Annotated in this window: 19 protein-coding genes and 1 pseudogene; 7 read left to right on the forward strand and 13 right to left on the reverse strand. The window is 70.6% G+C overall.

From position 1 onward, the window contains the following. Positions 1–61: 61 nt before the first annotated feature. The 3 genes from CP981_RS18970 to CP981_RS18980 form a co-directional block, all read right to left on the reverse strand. Positions 62–439, reverse strand: coding sequence for a hypothetical protein (locus CP981_RS18970; RefSeq protein WP_085925505.1), 378 nt, complete (start codon positions 437–439; stop codon positions 62–64). A 166-nt stretch (positions 440–605) separates the two neighbouring features. Then, a complete protein-coding gene (locus CP981_RS18975; protein ID WP_085925504.1) occupies positions 606–1,229 on the reverse strand; it encodes a LysM peptidoglycan-binding domain-containing protein in 624 nt (207 codons plus the stop codon). 166 nt (positions 1,230–1,395) lie between these two features. After that, on the reverse strand, positions 1,396–2,145 hold the full coding sequence (locus CP981_RS18980) for a 4'-phosphopantetheinyl transferase family protein (protein ID WP_143658902.1): 750 nt from the start codon (positions 2,143–2,145) through the stop codon (positions 1,396–1,398). Between the two features lie 254 nt (positions 2,146–2,399). On the opposite strand from CP981_RS18980, the gene CP981_RS18985 reads away from it, so the two are divergent. Next, positions 2,400–3,656 carry a sensor histidine kinase gene (locus CP981_RS18985; RefSeq protein ID WP_208852951.1) on the forward strand — a complete coding sequence of 419 codons (1,257 nt, stop codon included), beginning with the start codon at positions 2,400–2,402 and terminating at the stop codon, positions 3,654–3,656. A 12-nt stretch (positions 3,657–3,668) separates the two neighbouring features. Next, the gene (locus CP981_RS18990) at positions 3,669–4,421 is read left to right on the forward strand and encodes a response regulator (protein WP_085925502.1); all 753 of its coding nucleotides are present in this window, start codon (positions 3,669–3,671) and stop codon (positions 4,419–4,421) included. Positions 4,422–4,783: 362 nt separating this feature from the next. Here the strand turns inward: CP981_RS18990 and CP981_RS18995 are convergent, their stop codons facing one another. After that, positions 4,784–5,278 carry a hypothetical protein gene (locus CP981_RS18995; protein WP_143658900.1) on the reverse strand — a complete coding sequence of 165 codons (495 nt, stop codon included), beginning with the start codon at positions 5,276–5,278 and terminating at the stop codon, positions 4,784–4,786. A gap of 228 nt (positions 5,279–5,506) precedes the next feature. Further along, positions 5,507–5,838 (reverse strand): annotated as a pseudogene (locus CP981_RS38670) (hypothetical protein); the annotation flags it as partial. A 190-nt stretch (positions 5,839–6,028) separates the two neighbouring features. On the opposite strand from CP981_RS38670, the gene CP981_RS19005 reads away from it, so the two are divergent. Beyond that, complete coding sequence (locus CP981_RS19005) at positions 6,029–6,208, forward strand: DUF5708 family protein (protein WP_085925500.1); 180 nt, start codon at positions 6,029–6,031, stop codon at positions 6,206–6,208. 57 nt (positions 6,209–6,265) lie between these two features. Here CP981_RS19005 and CP981_RS19010 read toward each other — a convergent pair whose 3' ends face one another. From CP981_RS19010 to CP981_RS19035, 6 genes are all read right to left on the reverse strand, one after another. Beyond that, on the reverse strand, positions 6,266–7,510 hold the full coding sequence (locus tag CP981_RS19010; RefSeq protein WP_085925499.1) for a helix-turn-helix domain-containing protein: 1,245 nt from the start codon (positions 7,508–7,510) through the stop codon (positions 6,266–6,268). A 955-nt stretch (positions 7,511–8,465) separates the two neighbouring features. After that, positions 8,466–8,984 (reverse strand): DUF6344 domain-containing protein, encoded by a 519-nt coding sequence (locus CP981_RS19015; protein ID WP_085925498.1) that lies wholly within the window; start codon positions 8,982–8,984, stop codon positions 8,466–8,468. Between the two features lie 431 nt (positions 8,985–9,415). After that, positions 9,416–9,847, reverse strand: coding sequence for a DUF5994 family protein (locus CP981_RS19020; RefSeq protein ID WP_085925497.1), 432 nt, complete (start codon positions 9,845–9,847; stop codon positions 9,416–9,418). Further along, complete coding sequence (locus CP981_RS19025; protein WP_085925496.1) at positions 9,844–10,830, reverse strand: acyl-CoA desaturase; 987 nt, start codon at positions 10,828–10,830, stop codon at positions 9,844–9,846. Before CP981_RS19025 ends, CP981_RS19020 begins: the two co-directional genes overlap by 4 nt. After that, positions 10,827–11,057, reverse strand: coding sequence for a hypothetical protein (locus tag CP981_RS19030; RefSeq protein ID WP_229894085.1), 231 nt, complete (start codon positions 11,055–11,057; stop codon positions 10,827–10,829). The genes CP981_RS19025 and CP981_RS19030 overlap by 4 nt, the downstream gene beginning before the upstream one ends. A 274-nt stretch (positions 11,058–11,331) precedes the next feature. Next, on the reverse strand, positions 11,332–11,907 hold the full coding sequence (locus tag CP981_RS19035) for a TerD family protein (RefSeq protein WP_085925494.1): 576 nt from the start codon (positions 11,905–11,907) through the stop codon (positions 11,332–11,334). Between the two features lie 186 nt (positions 11,908–12,093). On the opposite strand from CP981_RS19035, the gene CP981_RS38675 reads away from it, so the two are divergent. From CP981_RS38675 to CP981_RS19055, 3 genes are all read left to right on the forward strand, one after another. Further along, positions 12,094–12,645, forward strand: coding sequence for a BlaI/MecI/CopY family transcriptional regulator (locus tag CP981_RS38675; protein WP_244329702.1), 552 nt, complete (start codon positions 12,094–12,096; stop codon positions 12,643–12,645). A 311-nt stretch (positions 12,646–12,956) separates the two neighbouring features. Next, positions 12,957–13,148 (forward strand): hypothetical protein, encoded by a 192-nt coding sequence (locus CP981_RS19050; protein WP_085925493.1) that lies wholly within the window; start codon positions 12,957–12,959, stop codon positions 13,146–13,148. 330 nt (positions 13,149–13,478) lie between these two features. Then, the gene (locus CP981_RS19055; RefSeq protein WP_085925577.1) at positions 13,479–14,807 is read left to right on the forward strand and encodes an LCP family protein; all 1,329 of its coding nucleotides are present in this window, start codon (positions 13,479–13,481) and stop codon (positions 14,805–14,807) included. Between the two features lie 142 nt (positions 14,808–14,949). Here CP981_RS19055 and CP981_RS19060 read toward each other — a convergent pair whose 3' ends face one another. Beyond that, complete coding sequence (locus CP981_RS19060) at positions 14,950–15,222, reverse strand: DUF1876 domain-containing protein (protein WP_018092780.1); 273 nt, start codon at positions 15,220–15,222, stop codon at positions 14,950–14,952. Between the two features lie 225 nt (positions 15,223–15,447). Here CP981_RS19060 and CP981_RS19065 point away from each other — a divergent pair, with 225 nt between their 5' ends. Beyond that, positions 15,448–16,173 (forward strand): DUF4097 family beta strand repeat-containing protein, encoded by a 726-nt coding sequence (locus tag CP981_RS19065; RefSeq protein ID WP_244329703.1) that lies wholly within the window; start codon positions 15,448–15,450, stop codon positions 16,171–16,173. 131 nt (positions 16,174–16,304) lie between these two features. On the opposite strand, the gene cobN is transcribed toward CP981_RS19065, so the two are convergent. Then, positions 16,305–19,916, reverse strand: a complete 3,612-nt coding sequence (gene cobN / locus CP981_RS19070) for a cobaltochelatase subunit CobN (RefSeq protein ID WP_085925491.1) — start codon at positions 19,914–19,916, stop codon at positions 16,305–16,307. Positions 19,917–19,952 lie beyond the last annotated feature (36 nt).

Genomic DNA, 19,952 nt, shown 5'->3' on the forward strand with positions numbered 1-19,952 from the left:
CGGTCCGGACACGGCTCCGGCCCCGGACGCGCCGGGGCCGGAGGGTCGCATCAGCGGCGGGTCACAGCTTCTGCCTGCCGCCGCGTCCGACGTGCTGGAGGTTGTTGCTGGTCTTGTTCTCGGCTCCGGTCGTGCCGCCGGCATCGTCGTTGGTGTTGCCGTTGACGTTGGTCGGGCTACCGCTGTTGCTGTTGTTGCCGGACAGGTGAACGTTCTGCGAGTTCCGGACGTTTCCGCTGTTCAACGGCCCGTTGATGCAGATTCTGGCGCGGTTGCGGCAGCTGAATCCGGCATGGAAGTTGGCAAAGGTGTCGCTGTTCCACACGCCGTCCCCGTCGAACGGCCCGTCCCAGGCCTGGGCGGGCGACGCCCCGCCGACCGCCAGGAGCAAACCGCAAGCTCCTGCGATCACAACATTGATGCGTGCCATGTTCTTCACTGTGTGCTCCTGCACCTCGCGGTTGGTACCCCGCGGTCTTGCTACCGGCCATCCCCCCGTCCACCAAGCCTGAGCAACGGCCCGTCCCGCTCATTCACCCGCACCGATCAGCGGATTCACCGTGACGGCCCTCCGGAGCACCCGGCAGCCGAGTGCCGCACCGCCCTCAGGCCCGCAGCCGCAGCCGCTGCCCGGGGTAAATCTGGTCGGGACCCTGGTCGAGGGTGTCCTTGTTCAGGTCGTACAGGGCCTTGGCACCGCCCGGGGTGTGGGCGCGTTCGGCGATGACGGAGAGGCAGTCGCCGGGCTGCACCACATAGGTGCGGGCGGTGGTGTGGCCGGGGGAGGTGAGGCTGCGGGTGCGGGGGGCCGCTTGCGGGGCCGGATCGTCCGGCGGGGTCTGCTCCGCGGCACGGGAGGTGCTGTCGCCGCTGTCGGTGGTCCGGGCGCAGTTGGGCCAGGCGGACAGCCCGCGGTCCCGGACGATGCGCTCACCGATGGCGATCTGCTCGTCGCGGGTGGCGAGGTCGGCGCGCGGGGCGTAACGGCGGCCCCCGTAGGCGCGCCAGGTGGCGGGGTCGATCTGGAGCCCGCCGTGGTAGCCGTTGCCGGTGTTGATGTGCCAGCGGCCGTTGCTCTCACAGGCGGCGATGCGCTCCCAATCCGGCCCCGGACCGGCCGGTGAGCCGGCCGCCGCGGCACTCGGGCCGGCCGCCCCCAGGACAGTCAGCACGACCAGCAGCACGGACAGGAGCGTTTCGACGGACCGTTTGGCGAGGGGCGACGGCATGACGGCAATCCTCCGCAGTGCTCCGGCAACGCCGTGACGCCGTACTCGCCACGACCGGTGGGCACGCACCAACTAACCCGGCAATATGGTTTTTGCCGTGACGCGGCGCCGCGACATGCGGAGGTTTCACCCGGGTGGCCGCGGGATGCCTGCGGAATCCGGCCAATTACCCGGCCGAATAGCAGAAGGCCGGGGCGAGCGCGAGGGATTCCGGGACGGCCACGGCACATTCGTAGGCGGGGGAAAAGGCGAAGTTCCGTACCGCTACCAGGACTTCACCGCCGTGGAATCCGGGGACGCGGACCGTTCCGTGGTCGCCGGGGAAGCCCGCCTCGATGCGCTCGGGCGCGAGGGACAGCCCACGGCCGACCGCCTGGAGGGCGGCGTCCTTACGGACCCAGTAACGGGTGACGAGGCGGTCGCGCCCGGCGGCGGGGCAGCCGGCCACCAGGCCCGCCTCATGGGCGGTCAGCACCTCGTACGGGGTGTACGGGGGCGAGGTCTCGGGGCGGACCGATTCCACCGAGAACCCCATCCGTCGGGCGTCGTCCCCGCAGGCCACGACCAGCAGACCGCGGGTTCCGTACAGCTCCCAGTGGCCGGCGGCGGCCATCGCGGCGCTCACCTGCTCGGGGAGCCGGTCCCGCAGCCGGCGGCCGGCCGCGCCGCCGAGGGTGGCCCGGGAATGGCCGTTGAGGCCCGCACAGTCGTCGGGGGAGAGCCCCGTGCCCGGGCCGTGGGGAGCGGCGGCGGGCCCTACGGGGACGACGAAGACCGGGACGGGGGTGGCGACGGGGTCCGGGTGACCGGGAGCGAGCAGGGCCGGGCGGGCCCGGCCGGGGCGCGGCCGGGGGGCGACCACGTCCTGGTCAGGGGATTGGGGACAGAGTTCGAGAAGAGCGGCGTTCGTTTCCACGTACTTTCCGTCCTCCGCAGTTGAGCGGTGCCGAGGCCTTACCGGGTCAGTGACTTCCCGCCATATCGATGGCCCCTCCCCCCTCTTCCGCCTCCATCGACCGGACGGGACAGCCCCAGGTTTCCAGCCCCCCGGAGCGTTCGGGTCATCCCTCCTGCTGATGTCGGGCTACATACTTCGATGTAGGGCGGACCGGCCCGAATTCCGGCGCGAGGGCCAGGAGAACGAGTCATGCGCCGTCGTACTGTCCTGGTGTGTGGTTACGTCCCTTCACCAATACGCACGCGCGCGGCCGCCCCCTGCCGCTCCGTGACCTGCGCCTGGCAGTGGGCTTCTTCGCCGGCTGCCTGATCCTGTATGTCCTGGGCGGGCCACGGGTCACGGGGGGCGATCTCCCCGTCTGGCAGGCCGTGCTGCCGGTGCTCGTGCTGTGCACCGCGACGGCCTTCCGCAGCACCGTGCCGCTGGCCGCGGTCGCCGTCGGCACGCTCACCGTCGGCGTGCAGATGGCCGCCGGCGGTGGCCTGGGCCCCCTCCTCGTCTATACGGATCTGCTCTATGCGGCCGCCCTGTACGGAGCCCCGTGGCTGTGCCGGGTCCTTCAGTTCGGGACCATCGCGGCCACTCTGGCGGCCACCGTCGCCCTGGTCCTCCTGGGCGACCGCTCCGAGGGTGTGACGACCGGCGTCCTCATCGCCCTGGTGCTCATCTCGCCCGTATGGACCGCGGTGCTGATCCGGAACCACAAGGAGCGGGCGGATGCCGAGCGGCAGCGGGCCGCCCAGATCGACCGGCTGGCGGAGCTGGACCGCAAGACCGTGCTCCAGACCGAGCGCACCCGGATGGCCCGTGAGCTGCACGACCTGGTGGCCAACCACCTCAGCGCCATCGCCATCCACTCCAGCGCCGTGCTCTCCCTGACCGAGGCACAGCGGGAGAAGGACGGTACGGCGGAGGAGGATCCGGTGCTCCAGGCGCTCTCGGTGATCCGGGAGAACAGTGTGCAGGGACTGGCCGAAATGCGGCGGATGGTGGTGCTGCTGCGGTCCGACCGGGGGGTGGCCGACGACTGGGACCGGCCGCAGTTGAACGCGCTGGGGGCGCTGGTCGAACAGGCCCGGCCGGCCGCCGACGCGGCGGCCCTGACCCTGCACACCGACCTCCCCGAGACCTTCCCCGAGGTGTCGTCGGTGATCGAGGTGACGGCGTATCGGATCGTGCAGGAGGCGCTGACCAATGTCCTCAAGCACGCATCGGCGGGGCGGGTGCGGATCTGCTGCGAGGCCGGCGGCGAGCAGCTGACCATCTCGGTCGACAGCCCGCTGGCCCGCCCCGACGGCCGGTCCCGGCAGCGCCCGGTGGAGCAGCTGATGACCGGTGCGGGCGCCGGGCTCGCCGGGATGTCCGAGCGGGCCGCCCTGGTCGGCGGCAGCTTCGACGCGGGACCCGACCGCACCGCCCCCGGCAGGTGGCGGGTGCGGGCGGTGCTCCCGCTGGCCCAAAACCCTTAGGAGACGAGAAAGATGGCACAGCCAGTGAGGGAGTCAGCGGCGGACGAGCCGAGCGGCGGACCGGCGACGGCACCGGCGGAAGATCCGGCGGGCCGGCCCCCGGGCATCCGGGTGGTGGTGGCCGATGACCAGGCGGCCGTACGGTCCGGGCTGGTCCTGCTGCTCCAGACCGACCCGGGCATCACCGTGGTCGGGGAGGCCGGCGACGGTGCGACCGCGGTCCGGCTGGCCGAGGAACTGCGGCCCGATGTCGTGCTGATGGACATCCAGATGCCGCAGCTCAACGGGGTCGCCGCCACCCGCGGCATCGTGGAGCGCGGCCTCGCCGAGGTGCTGGTGCTGACCACCTTCGACCTCAACGAGTACCTCTTCGGGGCGCTGCGGGCCGGGGCCGGCGGCTTCCTCCTGAAGAACGCGGAACCGGCCGTACTGGTCGGCGCGGTACGGGCGGTGGCACACGGGGAGGGCTTCCTCACTCCGGCCATCGCCCGACGGCTGATCAGCGAGTTCGCCGGCCGGCCGGCCGCGGACCCCACCCTTCCGGCCGAAACGGCGCAGGCCCTCGACACCCTCACCAAGCGGGAGTTGGAGGTGCTGGCCTGTATCGGACGCGGGCTGGCCAACAGCGCCATCGCGGAGACCCTCGACCTCGCGGAGGGCACCGTCAAGACCCACACCAGCCGCATCCTGTCGAAGCTGAAGCTGCGCAGCCGGGTGCAGGCGGCGATTCTGGCGCAGCAGCACGGGATAGCCGGGCGGGGGTAAAAGGGAGCGCTCTCAAAGGAGCGGCCCCGCCCGGCCCCTGATTTTCCCCGGGCCTCCCCTATCCGCCCCCTAAGGCTTGACCCGCAATGATCGCGGAGCCGGGTGCAGAACTGTCTGATGGAGTGGTGACGTGCTCATCCGGTGGCTTGTGGGGTGTCCAGTGACCGAGCAAACCAGGCCACGCCCAGGAAAATCTGGCCCGACCCCTTGTGGCTGGCGCCACAAAAAGCGTGAACGCGCCGGCGCATTTCGCATTCATCTGGGATAGGCAGGAAAGGCCGGTTGCTTGTATTCCCGGTCACGTGACGACGCTCCGTCAGTCCAGGGACTGACGGAGCGTCTACCTGTCTCGCTAAGTTGCTTCAGCCGGCACGGAAGCTGCCCATGGCTGCCTTACCCACACTGGTACTGCCGACGGCGACCCCGATTCGAGTACCCTTGCGGAACGACATGTGCCAGTCCTCGGTGTTACCAGGGGTGAGCACCTGATCCACTGAGGTGTGGGCTTTCCCGGAGCTGTCCTTCCACTGCAGCATGTAGCGAATCTTGCGATCCGTGTAGTTGAAGAGTTCGAGCGTCCCGGTCTTGTAGTTGAAATATGCCATGGCCCGCCACTCGGAGTTGTCCGTCATATCGACCTCCACCCGGCCTGTGTGATTATCGCCGAAGTGGCGGCTGCAGACCGAGTAGTAGCCGCTCTTCATATGGCTAATATCGCACTTGATGTTTTCAGCGTGAGCGGCGGGCGCCATGGCGAGACCGGTGAGGGCGACGGCCGAGATGGCTGCGCCAAGGGTGGCACTACGCCTGGAGTTCTTCATGTAAATATCCCCCTGTTGTGCGGTACTTGCGGTCATACCCCTGAAGCACAAGAGTGTGATCACTCTATCCGCTCGGCATGTATGCGTCTATGTGGTTTGCGATTTGTGCGACATCGACGGTGTCTAAGAGTTGTCCCGCAATCATCACGGAGTCCGCCGGCAGAGCTCATCGATGGGCTGAGGAAAGGCTCAGCCGGTGGCTCCTGAAGTAACCAAAGAACGGGCGCAGCCGGCAAGAGCCGGAAGTCATCCTCGCGCAGGCGCGTCGGGGCGGTCTTGAAGCAAGGCGTCACCGAAGTCGACGAAGGAAAGTTCGGGAAGACCGAGCACCGGGGCAATCCATCGATTGGCATCCGCCATCCATGTGGTGGCCCAGCACAGCTCGTAGCCGAGCCGGAGCAGGTCTCGTCCGTGCTCTGGGTTGAGCCAGACCCGCACGGGCCGCCGATGGACGAGAGTGCTCGGTGTTCCTCTGGGGCCCCGCCGTCTTGGGGCACTCTGAGGGTGGTGTAGCCGACGCGGCGCTTCAGTCTCACAAGTGCACCAGGCCCCAGCCAACCTTGGTCGCACCGACTCGAAGAGCGGTTACGGGACAACGCTTATCCGCCCCTGACCGGAGCGGTAGTACATAGAAAGTGACAGTCGACGGGCGGAAAATGCCTACCTGCGGATGATCCAAATGCGTCGGCGGGACGGGAACCTGGTCCGTACAAGGAGTCCGATGCGGAGTCCGACACGGAATACGCCCACGGAGTCCGACACCATCACACGGGACGAGGAAAACCCATGAAGGGTATTGCCATAGGCATTGTTGTGGCGATCGTAGGTCTGGCCCTCTGGCTGAGCACAGAGGAAGTGGAGAACTCGGTGATCTCACTCCACAAGGCCGGGCTGATTTTGGCAATCATCGGCGCCGCAGAGGCCCTTTTCGCCTTACTGGGACTCGGCAAGAAGACGAAGAAATAGCACGCATTACGCGGAACAACGGAATATGCGCCGCCGCGGCGCTTGCCCCGGCGGCCGTCAGTCCCGCATGTCGATGAGCTCCGTCAGCCGTTCCCGGGCCCGCTCGGCGTGGCGGTATGCCTGGGCCCGCCGGAAGAGCTCGGCGGAAGCCCGGAAATATCCGGCGGCCCTTTCCCGGTCGCCCGCCCGCACACACGCCGCCGCGATCTCGCCGAGTGCGGCGGCCTTCTCATGGCTGCGGCCGGTGTCGGGGAGCGCAGCCAGCTCCTCGCCGAGGGCGAAGAGCCGGGCGGGGTCACCGGCCGCCTCCGCCCCGGCGGCCTCCGCCGTCGTCAGCCACAGCGGAAAGCCCGGCTCCTGGGCCACCGAGGCGACCACCAGACCGCGTTCGATGAGGCTGCGGGCCGCCGCCGTTTCGCCGCGGTGCAGCAACAGCAGGGCGTAATGGCCGTTGATCTTCTCCCACAGCGGGAATCCGGCGGCGGGGGTGACCCGGCGCGCACACTCGCCCAGCAGCGCGGTGGCGCGCTCCGGCTCGCCCCGGTCGCGCAGGTCGAGCGCCCGGTGCAGATCGACCGAGGCACGCGGCCCGGGGAGCACCCCGTCCGCCGAGGGCCGGCCGTGGTCGGTATCGGGCGCCCAGTCCGGGCAGCCGCTCCAATAGGCGCAGCGGGTGAGCACATCGAGAGCGAGCAGCGAGTGAAAACCGGTGCCGGGGCGCCGGGCGGTGCATTCGAGGTGGCCGGTCAGCGCGTGGCGCAGCCCGTCCTGGACCCGGCCGGCCGACTCCAGCAGGTCGGCGAGCGCGATCAGGGTGCGCAGCCGGGGCTCGGCGTACGGCTCGGGGGCGAGCTCCGTCAGCATCCGCTCCAGGACCTCGGCGCCCTCGTCAGGGCGGCCGAGCGTGCCGAGGATTTCCGCGATGGCGAGCTGGGCCTCGGTGAAGACATCGTCCTGCCGATGGGCCGGCTCCATGTCGGCGAGTGCACGGAATTCCGACAGGGCCCCTTCGACGTCGCCGCCGTCCCATTGCCGGCGGGCCGCCACCAGTCGTCCGACGAGGTCGAGCCGGCGGACACCGGTGTTTTCGGCGGGCGCGGGGTCTCCGGATATTTCCGCCACTCCGACCCCGAGGCGTTCGGCCAGAATCTTGAGCGCCCGGCCACTGGGAATACGCTTCCCGTGTTCGACCAGCGAGATATAACTGGATGACATTTCGGGCCCGGCCAGATCGTGCTGTGTCATTCCGGCACTGACCCGCAACTCTTTGATTCGCCTCCCCGTGTCCGCCAGCTCAGGCATTCCACAAACCCTCCGGTTTTCGAACGGTGGATGACCCCGGGCGGCTGCTTCAAATCGCCGAGTCACAATGAGTGCTCGGACTTTACCAAGCAGTCAAGAGGAAGTCGACCAATATGGGGATTCCTCCACCGGTCTTCACCAGTCATCCGGAGATCATTCAGCGGGGATGCGCGCAATGCGGACACCGCCCGCGAGGGGCCGGCGCAGCGCAGCGAAAAGCCGGGTCAGCCGGGGCACGTGGACGCACGGTCGCCGGGGCCCTCAGGGGCACTCATCGGCGTCGCACCGCCGCCCGGAAACACATCACGGGCTCGCGGGGGTGCGCGACGGAGGTGCGCAGCGGAGGTGCGCAATGGCGGCAATTCCCGCTCACCGCCGACGAAAGCCCGACACGCATGCGTGTGCGGAGCTCGGGCGGGAGCTGGGTGGAGGTCCGGGCACCGGCCCCCTGTCAGGGGCGGAACGGGAGAACTCCGGGGGTGTGACCGGTGGTTCAGGTCTGTGGTCGCGCAGTCTCTCAGGTGGTCACTGCTGCTCTGGCTACGGCTGTCGCCGGCCGGGTCGCCCGTTGTTGCGGGTCTTCGTCCGTCCCGGCGCCTTCGGGTCGTTCACCTCTGCGTAGGTTTCACGTGGAACACGCTGGCTTCTACGTGCTCGTCCAGACCTGCATCCAGGTCTGCGTACGAGCCTGCGTCTGCCTCTGTGGCTGCCTCTGTGGCTATCTCTGTGACTGTCTCTGTGGCTGTCTCTGTGGCTGTCTCTGCGTGTGCGTCCAACTCTGTCGCTATGTCCGCCTCGGCTGCTGCGCCCAACTCTGCCGCTGGTGTCCGTCTCTGCTTCAGCGTCAGTTTCTGGGGCTCACCGCTGCGTGCTGCTGTGATGGCTGATGTCTCCGGACTGCCGCGTGGTGTGCGTACGCAGCCGCGTGCATCACGCCGTGCGTGCGCCGTACGGCTCAGACGAAGCGGGCGGTGTGCGCACGGTTGCGGGCCGCCGGAATGACCGCGGAGTGCGCGTGCGCGTCGGCACGGTCGGCGTCCGGCGCGGTCCCGGCCGGGTCGGTGTGATCGGCGTCGGTCAGCGACTCGGTACCGGAGGCGAGACGGCTGCGCATCCCCGGCGAGGTGCCATGCGCTTCGGCCCTGATGCGCTGCTTGATCGTCGGCGGCAGCTCCGGACGGGCGAACCCTCTTCGTGCTGCGGTGGCTTGGCCGTACAGCGGTACGGTGCGCGGGGCGGGCACGGCATGAGTCCGCCGTTCCGGATGATGCTCCGGTACTGCGGCGCGCTCCGCCTCCGAGGCATCACCGCCCGGGGTCTCGGCGCCCGCGTTCCCCTTGCCCAGGGTCCGCTCGTACAGTGCGGCGTCCCGGCGCGCGGCCGACGCCGCCGCGGAGACTCCCAGTGATGCCAGCAGCTTGCCGAGCACGGCAAGGCATACCGCCCAGAACTTCATGACCTTGGTCGCAGCCATGGCCCCTCGCTTTCGGTCGGGATCTCCCCGAGAGATCCGTTGCGTCTACTGCGTTGTGCTTCCTCTGTTGCTTCGCTTCAGTTGCGCCGCTACCGGTGCACCACTTGGATGGCGTCGCTTCTGTTGCGTTTTCTTATGATGAGTACGTAATGGGCGGATTCACGTACCGACGCCCCCGGAGCGGCGTTCTTCTGATGAACACCACCCGTACGCAGTAGCCGGGCCCGGGGCTGAGGGCGTCAGGGGCCGGCCGCCGAGGGCCGTACGGCGCTCTCGCTCGCCACCTCCCCGCGCCGCCCCGTAGCACCTGGGGGCGCCTCGGACCCGCCTCACATCACCCCAGGCCGGTATCGCGGTTTCACGTGAAACGGCCGCAGAGGAGGGCGAGTTGACGGCCCTGGGGCCGTGCCCCGCTTGCCGCGCCTTCCCCCTCAGGCCGGTGTCGGCTCCCCCGTGCGGGCCATCTCCGCCATCATGCGGACGGCCTCGGGCTCAGGGGTGGTGGGCGGGATGATCAGCAGGTCCCAGCGGCCGTGGCCGGAGGAGACCAGGCAGATGGTGTCCGGGCCTTGGCGGCCGGTGGTTCTGCGGAGGCGGACGACATGGCCGGCGACGAGGGTGTGGGAGGGGAGCGCGGGCCAGCCGGTGCCGTTCACCGTGGCATGGGTGATCCGGGGCCAGTCGAACGGCAACGCGGCCAGCAGCTCCGGGAGTTCGGCCAGCAGATCCGTCGAGTGCGGCCACCAGAGACCGTCCAGGCGCCGGGCCGTATCGGTGTGGGGGGCGATGGTCAGGCGGGCGACGGGCGGTGGCGCGTGATGCTCGGTCTGAGCGGGGTGGGGAGGGTCCCCGGGGGTGGTCATGCGGTGCTCCTGAGGCGGCGGGCCGCCACCCGTTCAGGATCGGGCCAGCGCACGTCCCAGACCCAGCCGAGACGCTCGAAGAACCGGATGACGGCGGCGGATACATCGACCTGGCCGCGGTCGACGCCGTGCCGGGCGCAGGTCGGGTCGGCGTGGTGCAGGTTGTGCCAGCTCTCGCCGAACGACAGCAGGGCAAGCGGCCACAGATTGGTCGCCCGGTCATGGCGCCGGGTGCGGAAGGGCCGCTCGCCGATGACATGGCAGAGCGAATTGACGCTCCAGGTGACATGGTGCAGCAGCGCGATCCGGATGAACCCGGCCCACAGCAGGGCGGTCAGCGCGGTGACCCACGAGCCGCCGAGCGCCCAGCCCAGCGCGAACGGCAGGCCGAGCGTGAGCAGACACAGCACGGGGAACGCCCGGTCCACCGCGCGGATGCCGCGGTCGGCGAGCAGATCGGGCGCGAAGCGGCGGTGCGAGGTGGGGTCGTCGCCGAACAGCCAGCCGATGTGCGAGTGGACCAGTCCGCGCAGCTGACCGCGCAGGCTGGTGCCGTAGCGGTAGGGGGAGTGCGGATCGCCGGGGCGGTCGGTGTAGGCGTGATGGCGGCGGTGGGTGGCGACCCAGTCGATGACATCGCCCTGGAAGCTGAGCGAGCCGGCGAGGGCGAGCGCGATGCGCAGCGCGGGTGCGGCCGTATAGCTGCCGTGGGTGAGGCCGCGGTGGAAGCCGATGGTGACGCCCAGACCGCTGACGACGTAGAAGACGGCCAGGAGGACGAGGTCGGTGAGTCGGACGACGCTGCCCCAGAGGAGGGGGATCCCGACGGCCAGGCCGACGAACGGGGCGACGACGATGATGCCGGTCACGGTGACGTACATCCGCCGGCCGCTGCTCGGCGGGGACTCGGTGCCGTCGTCAGGGAACGGGGAGGTCCCGTCGTAGTCCTGCGCCGACGGGACGGAGCGGGCGGTGGACGTCACAGGTCGCTTCCCGCCTTGCCCGAGGGCGGCGGTGGGCCGGCCGCAGGTGCTTCGGAGCCGGCCTCGCCATGCGGCCGCTTGTGCATCCGCTGCCGTACGGACTGCTTCCAGTCCGCGTACCGATGGGCCTGCATCCGCCCGGCCCCCTGGGCATTGACCCGGGCGATGAACAGCGCTCCCAACGCCACCAGCGCCAGCAGCACGACCACGGTCCACAGAGTCTGCATGGTGCTCACCTCACTCGGGCGGGCCGCAGCAGCGACGCGCCCGGTGTTGTGGTCCCCGAGTCCCTTGGTGTCTTCACGGTACCCCGCACCAGCCGGGCAAATCCCGTTATAGAGGGTCATAGCCCGGCACTCCCTGGCGAGGGGCCGTGGCCAGGCATCTTCTACAAGGCTGTAGACAGTGCTCGCCATGGGACGTGTGCGTGGGCGCCCCGGCCAGAGGACCCGAGAGGGGCGACGCCGACGGCGGCCGCCCACCCCCGCCCGCGGTCCCGCCTCAGACGTTGACGCCGAAGTCCGTCGCGATGCCCGCCAGGCCCGACGCATAGCCCTGGCCCACCGCGCGGAACTTCCACTCCTCGCCGTGCCGGTAGAGCTCGCCGAAGACCATCGCCGTCTCGGCCGAGGCATCCTCGCTCAGGTCGTAGCGGGCCAGCTCCACCCCGTCCGCCTGGTTGACCACGCGGATGAACGCATTGCGGACCTGGCCGAAACTCTGCCCCCGGGTCTCCGCCTCGTGAATGGAGACCGGAAAGACGATCTTCGCGATCTCGGCGGGCACTCCCGACAGCGTGACGTCGATGGATTCATCGTCCCCCTCGCCCTCGCCGGTCAGGTTGTCGCCGGTGTGCCGCACCGAGCCGTCCGGGCTGGTGAGGTTGTTGTAGAAGACGAAGTGCGCGTCCGAAGCGACCTTGCCCGCCTCGGTGCACAGCAGCGCACTGGCGTCCAGGTCGTAGTCCGCGCCCGTGGTCGTGCGGACGTCCCAGCCGAGGCCGACCGTGACCGCGGTCAGTCCGGGTGCTTCCTTCGACAAGGAGACGTTGCCGCCCTTGCCCAGCGAGACTCCCATGGCTTCCCTCCAGGTGTTGCCTGCATTCCGGATGAGCCTCAAAATCTACAGGAGTGTAGAAGTAAAGCGCCGGGGATCGGCGCGGCAGGCTCCGGGCCGGACGAACCACCGCCCGGATCCGGCCACTCAGTAAGATGCCGGGCGTCCCGGGCGGCGGGACACCCGGCGCGACGGGAGGCGACGACAGTGGGCGGGCAGTCCTTCGGGAAGGCGCCGGACGGCGGGGACACCCCTGGTCCGGGGGAACGCGAAGGCTCCGGACGGGAGCGCGCCCGCCGGCGCGGCCAGGGCCAGCTGGAGGCCCAGGTGCTGGCCGCCCTGCACGAGGCATCGGGCCCGGCCACCGCCGCCTGGGTACAGGAACGGCTCGGCGGCGACCTCGCGTACACGACCGTGATGACGATCCTGTCCCGGCTGCACGCCAAGCAGGCCGTCACCCGTGAGCGGTCCGGACGCGCGTACGTCTGGATCCCGGCCGCCGACGAGGCCGGTCTCGCGGCGCTGCGGATGCGCCGCGTACTGGACGGCGAACCGGACCGGGACGCCGTACTGGCCAGCTTTGTCTCCGCGCTGTCCGCGCACGACGAGCAGTTGCTGCGCGCGCTCCTCGACCGCGCCACGGCCGACGGCCCCGCCCCGGCCGACGCCCCGGCGACCACCGGCCACCAGGCCGCGTCCGCAGACCCCGGCACGGGCCCGGCCCCCCACGGGCCCCGTCCCTCGGCGACCGGCGGCTGACCCCGGCGGGACTGGCGGCGCCGGCCGCCGCGGCGGGCACGGCCGCCTCCGCAATCTCCGCGCTCAACGCAGCGGTTGCGCTGTTCGTCGTTCTGAAGGCGGCAACGCCGCTCTGAGGGCACACTGATCCCTGACCTCACCGGGCCGGACACGGCCCACCGGACCCGACGCACTCCACATCGGACAACTTCTACAAGGCTGTAGACCTTGCCGGTAGAGTGCGCACACATGCGCAACAGGCGTGGCCGGAGGGGGAGATGGCGACGAGGTGCGGACTCCTGACCAGGGACTGCTCGCCTCCAGAGGCGGAGGTGCGATGGGTCTATCAGCCGGTGGAGGTCCAATACCCGGACGGCGGATGGACGTTGGGCCGGATCAACGCCTGGTGGACGGACGGCGCGGGCGAGCTGTGGTGCCGGCTGCGCGCCCTGCCCGGCGCGTGTCCGCAGTGGCGGCGTTACGACCCCGAGTCCATCCTGCTGCTGCCCAGCGCCGGTATCTGATCCGCCTCGCCCCGCAGACACCGCCGGTCCCACCGACCGCCGGAGCCGGGACCATGGGCCGGATCACCCCCACCTCCGTACCGCACCGCCCGCATCACCAGCATCAGAAGGACCAGAAGGGCCATCGGCGTGCATGACAGGAAGACGCACCAGCAGACGGCCCGACAGGGCGCCGACGGCGCACCCGGCTCGTCCTCTCCCACCGGCGACGGCTCCCGCGCGCCCGACGGCTCCCACGCGTCCGTGCCCCGCTCGCGCCGTAAGCCCTCCCGCTCCGACCGCCCGGCCGGGGAAGGCTCCCGTAAGGCAGGCCGGACGGGCACGCTCCGGATCACCCGGCGGGGCCGCATCCTCGCCTGGACGGGCGGTGTGCTCGGCATCCTGGTGCTCGCCACGGCCGGCGTCGGGGCGTGGGTCTACCAGGAACTGGACGGCAACATCCGCGGCGTGGACATCGACGTGGACGGCGACCGGCCGGCCAACCTCAGCCCCGGCTCCAAGAACGTCCTGGTGGTCGGCTCCGACAGCCGCGCGGGCGCCAACGCCAAGTACGGCAAGGACCTGACCACCATGCAGTCGGACACGCTGATGGTGCTGCACATCGCCGCCAACCGTAAGTGGGCCACCGCGGTCTCCTTCCCCCGGGACTCATGGGTGCAGATCCCCGCCTGCACGCGCGGCAACGGCTCGAAGTCGTCCCCCCACCACTTCAAGATCAACGAGGCGTTCTCGATCGGCGGTGACTCCGGCGATATCCGCAAGGCCGCGGCCTGCACCATCAAGACCGTCGAGAAGAACACCGGACTGCGGATCGACCACTTCACCTCGGTCGACTTCCAGGGCTTCAAGGGGATGGTCAACGCCCTCGGCGGCATCGAGGTCTGCCCCGAGCACGCCATCCACGACAAGAAGGCCCACCTCGACATGGAGGCGGGCTGCCAGAACGTCCGGGACGAGAAGGCGCTCGGCTACGTCCGCACCCGCTACAGCGTCGGTGACGGCTCCGACCTCGGCCGTATCGGCCGCCAGCAGGAATTCATGAAGGCGCTCGGCGCCAAGGCGCAGTCCAAGCTCACCAGCCCCGGCGAGCTCTACGACTTCCTCAAGGCGGCCACCGAGTCCATCACCACCGACAAGGACCTGGACGGCATCAAGCCCCTGTACGACCTGGCCTCGACGGTCCAGGACATCCCCAGCGACCGCCTCACCTTCCTGACCGTCCCCAACTACTACCGCGAGGCGGACGTCCCCACCGACAAGGCCAATGTCGTCTGGCAATACCCGCAGGCCGGCGGGCTGTTCAGCGATCTCGCGCACGACCGGGAGATCGGCGCCGCCGGGAAGAAGAAGCTCGCCGAGGCCGCAAAGAATCCGGTGACCGCCCGTTCCGTGCAGGTCCGGGTGCTCAACGGCACCGGCACTCCCGGCCGGGCGGCGGCCGCTGCCGAGCAGCTGCGCAAGTTCGGCTTCACGGTCATCGGCACCGGCAACGCCCCGGCGACGGACAAGACCACGCTCACCTACCCGGCCGCCCTCAAGGACCGGAGCGCGGTGGTCACCGGTCGCCTCCCCGGTATCAAGGCGAAGGAGTCGGCCGACGCGGCTCCGGGCGCGGTGACGCTGACGATCGGGCCGGACTTCGCGGTGGACGGCCGCTAGGGCGCGTCCGGCCCCCCGCGGTTCGGGACACCGCTCGTCGGGACACAGCTGGTCCGGGCGCGGCCGCGCCGCAGGGCGCGGCCCGGCATGCCGACGCGGCGCCGGCCGCACCTGTCCGGCCTGCGCCCGGTGTGCCGGGGCCTCAGGCGCGCAGCCGTTCCACCGGCCGGGCCGTGTGCACTTCGATGTCGTGCGCGGCCCGCTGGAGCAGCTGATGGCTGAGGTCCGACATCGCCCGTGCCACCGCCAGCTCGTCGCCGATGGCCGGGACGTTCTCATCGGCGGGATTGCAGCGAGCCGCTCCCTGGCCGACCATCTGCCCGCCTTCCTTGCCACGCAGCCTGGCCTCGGCTCTGACCTCGCTGTCGGTCTCGGTGATGCTGATCTCGGCGTTCCATGTCTTCGTGGCAGTCACCGGAAGCCTCCTCGTCCACCCCATGAGCAGCACAGGAACCGCCCCCCACAAAAATCGTCGCACCCGCGTCCGCGAGTCGCACCTGGGGCTCACCACACCTCGATCCGGGGGTTTTCCTCATGGTCCGGACGCGATCGCGGCCATAGCCTCGACACAGCGGGGGAGCTTGCGCGGCACCGGCCCGCACCTCGCCAACCAGCCATTTTTCCGGGGGAGTTCATGCGTATGCGGGTCCGTTTCATCGGCGTCGTCGCGGTGGCCGCCATCGGGGCAGGCAGCCTCAGCGCCTGTGGGGTGCTGCCCGGGAAGACCTTCAGGGACGACGCCGAGGTCTCGAAGAAGATCACGGCCGTCCGCCTGGACAGTGGCTCGGGCGGCCTCACGGTGCACGGCGGCAAGGGCGGGGGCACGGTCTCGGTCCACCGCGCGGTCTCGTACCACGGCGACCGTCCGCAGGGCGCCACCCACCGCGTCAAGGACGGTGTGCTGGTGCTCTCCGGCTGCGGCCAGAGCTGCACCGTGGACTACACGGTCGAGCTGCCGGCCGGTATCCCGGTGAGCGGGAAGACCTCGTCCGGGGCGGTGGATCTGGCCAAGGTGGGCCCGGTGAAGCTGAGCACCAGCTCAGGGGACATCCAGTTGGACGGGGTGAGCGGCGCGGTCGATGCCCGCACCACCAATGGCGAGATCACCGGACGTGGACTGTCGGGCGCGCAGATCTCAGCCGAGACGTCCAACGGGGCGATCGACCTCACCCCCGCCACCGCGCAGAACGTCCGCGCGAAGACCTCCAACGGCGCCATCAGGCTGCGCCTGCCGAAGGGCCCGTACCGGGTCGCCGCCGAGACCAGCAGCGGGGAGGAGCACATAGGCATCGCCCAGGACCCGGCGGCCCGCTACCGCCTGGAGCTGACCACCAGCAACGGGGACATCACCGCGAAGCCCGCCTGACGGAGCCGGTGCTCCGGTCCGACGGCCGGCCACCGCCCCGGTCAGCTGCCGGACTCCGGCCGCGGCCACCCGTCGTGACCGGCCGCGGCCTCCCGCCGGGGCGGGCCATGGCAGGCCCGCCCAGCGGTGGGTCAGTCCTCGCCCTCCAGCTCCCCTTCGGTCTCCAGGAAGGCCTGGCGCAGCGCCGCCAGCGTCTCGGCGTCCGGCTTCTCCCACATGCCGCGGGATTCCGCCTCCAGGAGGCGTTCGGCGATCCCGTGCAGGGCCCAGGGGTTGGCCTCTTCCAGGAAGGCCCGGTTCTCGGGGTCGAGGACGTAGGTCTGGGCGAGCTTGTCGTACATCCAGTCGGCGACCACGCCCGTGGTGGCGTCGTAACCGAACAAGTAGTCCACGGTGGCGGCGAGTTCGAAGGCGCCCTTGTAACCGTGGCGGCGCATCGCCTCGATCCAGCGGGGGTTGACCACCCGGGCGCGGAAGACCCGGGAGGTCTCCTCGACCAAGGTGCGGGTGCGGACCGTCTCCGGGCGGGTGGAGTCACCGATGTACGCCTCGGGCGCCTTGCCCTTGAGCGCCTTGACGGTGGCGACCATGCCGCCGTGGTACTGGAAGTAGTCGTCGGAGTCCGCGATGTCGTGCTCGCGGGTGTCGGTGTTCTTGGCGGCGACCGCGATGCGCTTGTAGGCGGTCTCCATCTCCGAGCGGGCCGGCCGGCCCTCCAGCCCGCGGCCGTAGGCGTAGCCGCCCCAGACCGTGTAGACCTCGGCCAGGTCGGCGTCGGTGCGCCAGTCACGGGAGTCGATCAGCTGGAGCAGGCCCGCGCCGTACGTCCCCGGGCGGGAGCCGAAGATGCGGGTGGTGGCGCGGCGCTCGTCACCGTGGTCGGCAAGGTCGGCCTGGGTGTGAGCGCGGACGAAGTTCTCCGCGGCCGGCTCGTCCAGTCCGGCGGCGAGTCGTACGGCGTCGTCGAGCAGGCCGATGACATGCGGGAAGGCGTCCCGGAAGAAGCCGGAGATGCGCAGCGTGACATCGACACGGGGGCGGCCGAGCTCGGCGAGGGGGATCGGCTCCAGCCCGTTCACCCGGCGCGAGGCGTCGTCCCATACGGGGCGGACACCCAGCAGCGCCAGCGCCTCCGCCACGTCGTCGCCGGACGTCCGCATGGCGCTGGTGCCCCACAGCGACAGACCGACGGACTGCGGCCAGTCACCGTTGTCGTCGCGGTAGCGCGTCAGCAGGGAGTCGGCGAGCGCCTGGCCCGTCTCCCAGGCAAGGCGGGAGGGCACGGCCTTGGGGTCGACCGAGTAGAAGTTCCGGCCCGTCGGCAGCACGTTGACCAGGCCACGGAGCGGGGAGCCGGAGGGGCCGGCCGGGACGAAGCCGCCGTTGAGGGCGTGTACGGCGTGGTCGATCTCGTCGGTGGTGGCGGCGAGGCGCGGGACGACCTGACGGGCGGCGAAGTCGAGGATGTCGGCGACCGCGGCCGGGTGCCCCTCGGCTGTCTTGGCCACCGCTGCCGGGTCCCAGTCCGCGTCCTCCATCGCCTGTACCAGGCCGCGGGCGGTGGCCTCGGCCTCGTCGGCGGTCGTACGGGTGGCCGCGGACTCGTCCAGGCCGAGCGCCTCCCGCAGTCCGGGCAGGGCGGACGTACCGCCCCAGATCTGGCGGGCGCGCAGGATGGACAGGACGAGGTTGACCCGTGCCTCGCCGCTCGGCGCGCCGCCCAGCACATGGAGGCCGTCGCGGATCTGGGCGTCCTTGACCTCGCACAGCCAGCCGTCGACGTGCAGCAGGAAGTCGTCGAAGCCGTCGTCGTCGGGGCGTTCGTCCATCCCCAGGTCGTGGTCGAGCTTGGCGGCCTGGATCAGCGTCCAGATCTGGGCGCGGATCGCGGGCAGCTTGGCCGGGTCCATCGAGGAGATGGCCGCGTACTCGTCGAGGAGCTGCTCCAGGCGCGCGATGTCGCCGTAGGACTCGGCGCGGGCCATCGGCGGGACGAGGTGGTCGACGAGGGTGGCGTGCACCCGGCGCTTGGCCTGGGTGCCCTCACCGGGGTCGTTGACCAGGAAGGGGTAGACGAGCGGCAGATCACCGAGGGCGGCGTCCGGGCCGCAGGCCGCGGACAGGCCCGCGTTCTTGCCGGGCAGCCACTCCAGGTTGCCGTGCTTGCCCAGGTGGACCATGGCGTCCGCGCCGAAACCGCCGTCGTCGGCGGAGGCCGCGATCCAGCGGTACGCCGCCAAGTAGTGGTGCGAGGGCGGCAGATCGGGGTCGTGGTAGATCGCGATCGGGTTCTCGCCGAAGCCGCGCGGCGGCTGGATGAGGATCAGGAGATTCCCGCGGCGCAGCGCGGCCAGCACGATGTCGCCGTCGGGGTTCCGGCTGCGGTCGACGAACATCTCGCCGGGCGGCGGCCCCCAGTGCTGCTCGACGGAGTCCCGGAGTTCCTGCGGCAGCGTGGCGTACCAGCGCTTGTAGTCGGCGGCCGGAATGCGGACCGGGTTACGGGCGAGCTGTTCCTCGGTGAGCCACTCCTGGTCGTGGCCGCCGGCCTCGATGAGGGCGTAGATCAGCTCGTCACCGTCGCCGGACTCCAGGCCCGGGACCGGCTCGGCGGTCTCGTCGCCGAAGTCGTAGCCGTCCGCCCGGAGGCGGCGCAGCAGGGACACGGCGCTGGCCGGGGTGTCCAGCCCGACCGCGTTGCCGATACGGGAGTGCTTGGTCGGGTAGGCGGACAGCACCAGCGCGAGGCGCTTCTCCGCGGCCGGGATGTGGCGCAGCCGGGCGTGCCGGACGGCGATCCCGGCGACCCGGGCGGCGCGCTCGGGGTCGGCGACGTAGACCGGCAGTCCGTCCTCGTCGACCTCCTTGAAGGAGAACGGGACGGTGATCAGCCGGCCGTCGAACTCGGGGACCGCGATCTGCGAGGCGGCGTCCAGCGGCGACAGTCCCTCGTCGTTCTCCTCCCAGGCGCTGCGCGGCCCGGTCAGGCACAGGGCCTGAAGGATCGGCACGTCCAGGGCGGCCAGCGCACCCGCGTCCCAGGACTCGTCGTCGCCGCCCGCGGAGGCCTCGGCGGGCTTGCTGCCGCCCGCCGCGAGAACCGTGGTGACCAGGGCGTCGGCGCTCCCCAGCGCCTCGATCAACTCCGGCTCGGGGGCCCGGAGGGAGGCCACGAACAGCGGCCGGGCGCGCCCGCCGGCCGCCTCGATCTGCTCGCACAGGGTCCGGACGAAAGCGGTGTTGCCGCTCATGTGGTGGGCGCGGTAGTAGAGCACAGCGATCAGCGGGCCGCTGTCGTTGCGCCCTTCCCAGTCCAGCGGGCCCCAGGACGGGGCGGGCTCCGGCGGCTCGAAGCCATGGCCGGTCAGCAGCACCGTGTCGGAGAGGAAGCGGGCGAGCTGGTCGAGGTTGGCGGGACCGCCGTGCGCGAGATAGGCGTGCGCCTCGGCCGCGATACCGACCGGGACCGTGGACTGCTCCATGAGCTGGGCGTCGGGGGCCTGTTCACCGGTGAGCACGACGACCGGCCGGTGCTGGTCCTCGGCGAGCAGCACCTCCAGGCCCTCCTCCCAGGCGCGGATGCCGCCGAGGAGGCGTACGACCACGAGGTCGGTGCCCTCCAGCAGCGCGGGGAGTTCGGCGACGTCGAGGCGGGCGGGGTTGGCGAGCCGGTACGGCACGGGGCCCGTGGCCGCGCGGGCGCTGAGCAGGTCGGTGTCGGAGGTCGACAGCAGCAGAAGCATGCGAGCGCAGGCCTTCCTCGGGGTATCCGCGCCCCG

The organism is Streptomyces platensis (assembly GCF_008704855.1).
Classification (GTDB): Bacteria; Actinomycetota; Actinomycetes; order Streptomycetales; family Streptomycetaceae; genus Streptomyces; species Streptomyces platensis.